General features: G+C 49.0%; 7 protein-coding genes. 5 read left to right on the top strand and 2 right to left on the bottom strand.

All coding sequences use genetic code 11. The annotated features are described in order from the left end of the window. Positions 1-242 precede the first annotated feature (242 nt). From ABF463_RS03645 to gpmA, 5 genes are all read left to right on the top strand, one after another. On the top strand, positions 243-443 hold the full coding sequence (locus tag ABF463_RS03645; protein ID WP_415532192.1) for a type II toxin-antitoxin system HicB family antitoxin: 201 nt from the start codon (positions 243-245) through the stop codon (positions 441-443). A gap of 28 nt (positions 444-471) precedes the next feature. Continuing rightward, positions 472-1941, top strand: coding sequence for a recombinase family protein (locus ABF463_RS03640; protein ID WP_415532191.1), 1470 nt, complete (start codon positions 472-474; stop codon positions 1939-1941). Positions 1942-2047: 106 nt separating this feature from the next. Then, a complete protein-coding gene (locus ABF463_RS03635) occupies positions 2048-2281 on the top strand; it encodes a hypothetical protein (RefSeq protein ID WP_415532190.1) in 234 nt (77 codons plus the stop codon). 152 nt (positions 2282-2433) lie between these two features. Continuing rightward, on the top strand, positions 2434-3066 hold the full coding sequence (locus ABF463_RS03630; RefSeq protein WP_415532189.1) for a hypothetical protein: 633 nt from the start codon (positions 2434-2436) through the stop codon (positions 3064-3066). 223 nt (positions 3067-3289) lie between these two features. Further along, positions 3290-4033: a 2,3-diphosphoglycerate-dependent phosphoglycerate mutase gene (gpmA, locus tag ABF463_RS03625; protein ID WP_415532188.1), complete on the top strand. Its 744-nt coding sequence runs from the start codon at positions 3290-3292 to the stop codon at positions 4031-4033. Positions 4034-4104: 71 nt separating this feature from the next. On the opposite strand, the gene ABF463_RS03620 is transcribed toward gpmA, so the two are convergent. Continuing rightward, positions 4105-5796 (bottom strand): MutS-related protein, encoded by a 1692-nt coding sequence (locus ABF463_RS03620; protein WP_415532187.1) that lies wholly within the window; start codon positions 5794-5796, stop codon positions 4105-4107. A 48-nt stretch (positions 5797-5844) separates the two neighbouring features. Further along, positions 5845-6807 carry a biotin--[acetyl-CoA-carboxylase] ligase gene (locus ABF463_RS03615; protein WP_415532186.1) on the bottom strand — a complete coding sequence of 321 codons (963 nt, stop codon included), beginning with the start codon at positions 6805-6807 and terminating at the stop codon, positions 5845-5847. Positions 6808-6927: the final 120 nt, after the last annotated feature.

Below are 6927 nucleotides of genomic sequence, written 5' to 3'. Positions count from 1 at the left end.
AATTAATATATTCCCCTCTATTTTATATTGACCCGTATTATTATACGTGCTACGATATGAGTCTGGGGGCGAAATTTAATGCTCAAATCGGGCTGCGTGGCAGATGAGCCAACCGTTCTGGGTGCTCTAAAAATACGCAAACAATCGTTAAGGACGTCCTATCCCGGAACCAAAAGGCCGTCTCAGATTTGCGTAAATTGCCCCCTGGCTATATTGGCCGTGGGACAATCGTGAGGTGCTTTATGAAATTAAAAGATCGGTATAGCTTTCCTGCTATATTTCATTATGCCAATGACGGCATCAGCATCTCGTTTCCAGACCTTGCTGGTTGCCTTTCGTGTGCCGACACAACTCAGAAAGCCTTTGTAAATGTATCTCAAGTACTCCAGAATGCGCTAGTCGAGCAACTTGGCTTGCAAGATCCCGCCCACCCACAGGCGTGATGCAGTCGACTGCAAAAGGAGATTCCATATGATTGCGATTTACGCGCGTCAGTCCGTCGATAAAAAGGATTCCGTAAGCATCGAGGGGCAGATCGACCTCTGCAAGCGGGAATGCGATGGGGAATATACCGTCTATCAAGACAAAGGATACTCCGGGAAAAACACCGACCGCCCGGCGTTCCAGAAGCTGATGCAGGCGGTAGAACGCGGAGAAATCAGCAAGATCGTGGTGTACCGGCTCGACCGCATCAGCCGCTCAATCACGGATTTTGGTTCGGTGTGGGATACGCTCCGGGAGCATGGCACGGAATTTGTGTCGGTCAATGAAAAATTCGACACATCCACCCCGGTCGGCCGAGCCATGGTTTACATCATCATGGTGTTTGCGCAGTTGGAACGCGAGACGATAGCAGAGCGCATCAAAGATAACTACTACCAGCGCGCCCAGCGCGGGGCATACCTCGGCGGCCCGGCGCCCTACGGCTTTGACATCGAGCGCACAACAATCGGCGGTAAGGCGGCATCCATGTTGGTACCCAACAAGGATAGCGATACTGTCAAAGAGATTTTCCGTCGATATTCCAACGGTAGGCAAAGTCTCGGAAAAATCGCGGCATGGCTTACGGAAATCGGCGTACCCGGCATTGGTCGCAAGACATGGGACAATGTATCTATCGCGCGCATCCTGCACAACCCGTCCTATGTGCGCGCCGATGCGGATGTCTATTTTTATTACAAGCAGCGCGGGGCGATCATGTACAACGATGTGGGAGAATACACCGGCAAACACGCTCTGTGGCTGTTTGGCAAACGCGACCGGAGCGCCGCAAAGTACACCAGTATGAACGAGCAGCTTGTGGCGATCGCACATCACGAGGGCATCATCGACGCGCAGATATTTTTGGCCTGCCAGCATCAGATGGCTGAAAACAAGCAGATCAAGCGCACCGGCAGCGGCAAATATTCGTGGCTTTCCGGGCTTATAAAGTGCGGATACTGCGGGTACTCGATGCGCGTGGTCAATGGCCGCGGGCACCTCTACTTCGTTTGCTCTGGAAAAACAAACCTCCACTTGTGCACCGCCAAGCACGAGCACGCTCAAGTGCCATATGTAGAGGCGGCACTGATTCCGCGCGTGCAGGAGCAGATTGACAAGATGAAGGACTCCCCTGTCGCCGAAGACCGTCGGGGCGATGCGCACAATGCTGAAAAAATAGAGCTTGCAAAAATCGAAGAGCAAATCGGAAACCTGCTGGATGCTCTTGCAAACGCAAATGGTGTGGCCATGCAGTATATCAACGAGCGGCTGTCAGTGCTTGATCAGAAAAAGCGTGACTTGCTTTCCACTATCGGTGCCAGTCGGCCGACTATACCCGTGCAGCTTCCAGACCGTCCATTTTCAGAGCTGGATTTCGAGTCAAAAAAGCAGCTCTGTCAGTCCCTTATCAACAAGATTTTGCTGACCAATGCGGAGGTAACCGTCGACTGGAAATATTGATAAAACCCGCATACCTATGCACTTTATCTGCCACATTATTTCTATATCTAATGTTGATAGTTTAGATTGGAAAGGAATACCGGCAAGCGCAATCCAACAACGTGTATTGACAAAGGTTCGTCCGGGCTCCATTATCCTATTCCATAATGCGGCGCTGCACACGCCTGAAGCACTGCCCGGTATCCTCGACAGCTTGCAGAAAGACGGCTATCAACTGGTGCCAATATCCCAGCTGATTTATCATGGGAACTACACAATCGACACGCAGGGCAGACAACATGCAAGTACTACATCTTCTGAAAATAGTCAGTTGACAACCTCGTCCAGCAGTCCCTCTTAAAGTCCATAATGAGGAATCCTACAATTACCGTCAATAAATTTGCCTTTGCTCCCGACAAAAACAATTTATTTCTACACAACTTCTTCAATTTATGATACTATTATATGCGAACTTCGTTTTGCCATATGCGGTACATGGATAGAGGAACGCTTATGATAGTACAATCCATCAAGCATCTGGATGCTTTAAAAATACAAGATGACACGACTGGCACCGTCTATTACGGCTGCAATCAGGAATGGTATGGAACAAAGTGGCAAAGGCGCTCGGGATGTGGGCCGACCACCTCCACGACCATCTTGCAATATCTTTATGCCACACGTAAAAACATGGTGCCAACATTGCAGACCAAAAAACTCTGCCTACAATGTATGGAAGACGTATGGCAGTATGTCACGCCGGGACCGCAGGGGATTTCCTCCACACAAAAATTGTGCAAAGGATTGGATGCTTACGCCGCCGCAAAATCCATCCGATTCCAAACTGATGTTTTGGATATTCCTCGCTGTCGTACAAAACGGCCGGCGCTTTCCAGTGTCCTGTCTTTTATAGAAAGTGCACTCAGCAAAGATGTGCCAGTCGCCTTTCTAAACCTCCACAATGGAAAGGAACCTGCTTTGGACGCTTGGCATTGGGTCACCATTGTATCTCTGGAGTATGAATCCGCGGGTCGGACTGCATTTACTGGCATATTGGACGAGGGACTACGCAAAAATATTGATTTTGCTGTTTGGCTTCGCACAACCGCATTAGGCGGCGGCCTGGTTAGCTTTGATTTTGCTTAAACAATACGCATGGTTTGCCTGTATTGGCGTCTCTCATCACCTTTTTTACAATCAGAATCAATCTCCGCTGTAAGGCGGAGGTTGATTTTTGCGTTGACCTCAAAAACCAATTCGCTGTTAAAAGTTTCAAATATCTATTGAAAATGATTCTTGTTATCTATATAATAGGCATAGAATACTTGCCATGATTCTACAGGCAGCAGATAGATTGGAGGCAGTCATCATGAAACTGGTACTCATTCGGCACGGTGAAAGCGAATGGAACAAGCTCAATCTCTTCACCGGTTGGACAGATGTGGAACTATCAGAAACAGGTGTCAAGGAAGCGCAGAATGCGGGCAAATTGCTTAAAGACGGCGGCTATGATTTTGACATCTGCTACACTTCCTATTTAAAACGCGCCATCCACACGTTAAACTTCACACTGGAGGCACTCGACCGTGAGTGGCTCCCGGTAGTAAAGAACTGGCGGCTGAACGAACGGCATTACGGCGCATTACAGGGCTTAAACAAAGCCGAAACAGCTAAGAAATATGGTGAAGAACAAGTAAAAATCTGGCGACGCTCCTTTGATGTGCAGCCGCCGGCACTGGAAGAAAGCGACGCGCGCAGTCCACGCAATCAAGAGCAGTACCGAGCAGAAAACAAGACAGAACTGCCATTGGCAGAAAGTCTCAAAGATACCATTGCCCGAGCAGTGCCCTATTTTGAAGATGTCATCAAAAAAGACATGCAGACGGGTCAACGTGTGCTGATTGTGGCACATGGAAATTCTATTCGCGCTCTGGTCAAATATTTTGAGGATCTTTCTGCAGACGAAATCATGGGGGTCAATATCCCCACCGGTATTCCGCTCGTGTACTCATTTAGCGATGCTTTTCAAGTGACCGACAAACGCTATCTGGGAGATGCCGCCACTGTCGCAGCAAAAATGGACAGCGTTGCTAATCAAGGCAAAGTAAAATAACGGACGGCTTTCTCCGAACATACAAAATGCCTATCTTAAAAATGTTTTTTAAGATAGGCATTTTGTATACATCAAGGCACAAGTTTGCTCCAACTCCGTGTTTTTTCAAAATGTTTCGCCAAGTTCTCAGCTTCTTGAATGGTATCCTCATCATATCCCATAAAATGAAGCAGCCGGATGGCATTCTTTGTGGTAGCCCGCCCTTGGTGGATTTTGTAACTGAATTGAATACGTTCGTCGGTAATCTCTTCTGTAAAATGAAAATTATCATATAACGGGGATAACATCTCGGTCAGCTCGATATCGTGCGTTGCAACCAGTGCCATACAGTCATGCGCGGTCAGGTCATGCAGGATGGATGCTGAAGCTGCGATGCGTTCCACCGTATTGGTGCCTTTTAAAATTTCATCAATCAGGCACAAGGTATGCACACCGGTCTTCAATCCATCCAACACGCGCTTGAGCGAACGAATCTCGGCGATGTAATAGCTCTCCCCCGCTTCCAGGTCATCCCGCACTGCCATGGAGGTCACTACAAAAGAGTACGGCATTTGCAGACGTCCCGCAAGGCAGGTATGAACCGTTTGTGCCAGAATGGCATTGATGGCCAGCGCTTTCACAAAAGTCGATTTCCCTGAAGCATTGGAACCGGTGATAAGCGCACTTTTGGAAAGCGTCACGCTGTTTGCTATTGGATTTTCTAACAAGGGATGCACCATCCGTTCCATCACGATGGCATGCTCCGTGGAAAATACCGGGGTTGTAAAGTAAGGCACACTTTGGCGATAGGAGGCAATTGCAATGGCGGCGTCCATCCTGCCGATTCCACTGTAAACCGAAAGATATGCCTCCCGATGGCGACGGATATGAGTAACCAAACGCCCATAGGCCACGAAATCCAGCAAAAAATACATCCTAATGTATTCCCAAATGCTATTGGCCTCGCCGGACATACCGCTTGGCAGCAAAAACTGCGTCAGCTTTCCCATGCGTGCCAACGGTTTGATATCTGCCTTCCACGTTTCCGCTGCTGGCGGAAATCCTGCCATATTCGTCGCTGCCAAATGCTGCCCGCAGCCCGCCATCGCCTGAATATAATCCACCGACCGCAGCTGTGCTTCCACACCGGCGTGCAGCTTGTAATAAACGACCATATTGAGAACGGTTATTCCGAGAAAAAAAGGCAGTCCTATAGCGTGCAGAACAATCAGTGAAATAATCCCACAGGCAGCCAGCACCGACAAGACAGGATAAAGCGGTGCATATGGCAGCACACGCTCCTGCAAATTATGAAAGAAATCAACCACACCGTTGTCGGTGGACTTTCCCAGTCGTGCAAGAAAAAACCGCGTCTGCGCCCGTTCTTTCTCATGCGTCTCGAAATACCGCACAATTTCTTCCCATAGGCACAGCCGCTCCCCTTGCAGATCGGGCAGGCGAAGCACACTGTATAAGTATTCTTCCCCCACGCTGCAACAGGTATGGTTCAGCTTGGAAAACAGGCGGTTCATATCCAGATCGCTCCATGTGGTATCGTCTATCGCAAATACCGCGTTTTTTCGCTCATGCCTCCAATAGGCGGCAATGCAGTCAAGTGAGCCGGAATCATCCACAATGCTGCGGGGCTGACCATAACTTTGTGCAAGAAGTCGCCGTAGTTTGCGCCGACGAAACAGGTTACTGAAGAAATTGACCAGTATGATTGCCAAAATTACGGCGGCTATCACACAAACGAGTACCCATGGGCTAATCTGTTGATTCATATGTCTTTCCCTTCTGTTGGACAGCGTAAGCCGCGTGCTGCCGTATGATTATCCTGCAAGCCCGCCCCCGGAAGTAATATGCCGTATCCGACCGTTTTCCATGCGGACAACCAATCCTCCGTGTTCATCCAGATCAATTGCCGTGCCAAGACTCTCCGCGCCCGCGTCCAGCACCGTCACCAGACGGCCTATCGTTGCGGAATGGCTTTTGCAATACGCAAGAACCGTGTCTACGCCTCCATCGGACAGATACGCGTGTTCCAATGCATTCACAATCGCACAAAACACCTGTTTGCGCGATTGTTTTTGCCCAGTTTCCAAACACAAAGAGGTTGCTTTCTCTGTGAGTGCAGGCAGAAAATCCGCTGCTGTCTGATTGACGTTGACCCCAATTCCAAGCACAATATAGTCAACGCGATCAATTTCCCCGCTGCTTTCAGTCAGAACCCCACCGATTTTTTTTCCATGCAGCAAAATGTCATTCGGCCATTTCACTTGTATGCCCTCGGCTGAGGCCTCTAACGCCTGCCCAACAGCCGCGCAGGCCATCTGTGTGAAGCACGGTGCCGCAGGCATATCCATTGCAGGACGCAGGATAATCGACATCCAAATACCTTGATAAGGTTGACAGTCCCATTGGCGCCCTGCGCACCCCTTGCCACCCGTCTGCATTTCCGCGACAACAATTGTGCCTTCCGGTTCCCCTTGTTCCGCCAGTCTTTTTGCCTCACGGTTAGTGGAATCAATGGAATCAAAATGCACGATTCTATGCCCCAAACTACGTGTTTCCAGCAGTTCTTTTATTTCCTCATAGGTCAGAATATCCGCGCATGCCGTTAATTTATGGCCATGGTTGGATACCGATTCAATGCCATACCCGTCCTTCTGCAGCTGCTTGATGGCTTTCCACACGGCAGCTCTTGTCACGTCCAGTTGCTCACTGACTGCCTGTCCGGAAACAAACGCGCCCTGATTTTCTTTGAGGATATGTAGTATTTCATCTTTTATCATAACAACCCCACCGCTTCGCGGAATGTATATTGCACCATCTTATCGTGTATAGTATAGCACATCGCCATGGGATATTGACAGGATTCCAGAAAGATGATATAGTTCTTAATTGTAAACTTA

It is taken from the genome of Ethanoligenens sp. (assembly GCF_047718355.1).
Lineage (GTDB): Bacteria > Bacillota > Clostridia > Oscillospirales > Ethanoligenentaceae > Ethanoligenens.
This window is presented reverse-complemented; position numbering and strand designations above follow the sequence as displayed.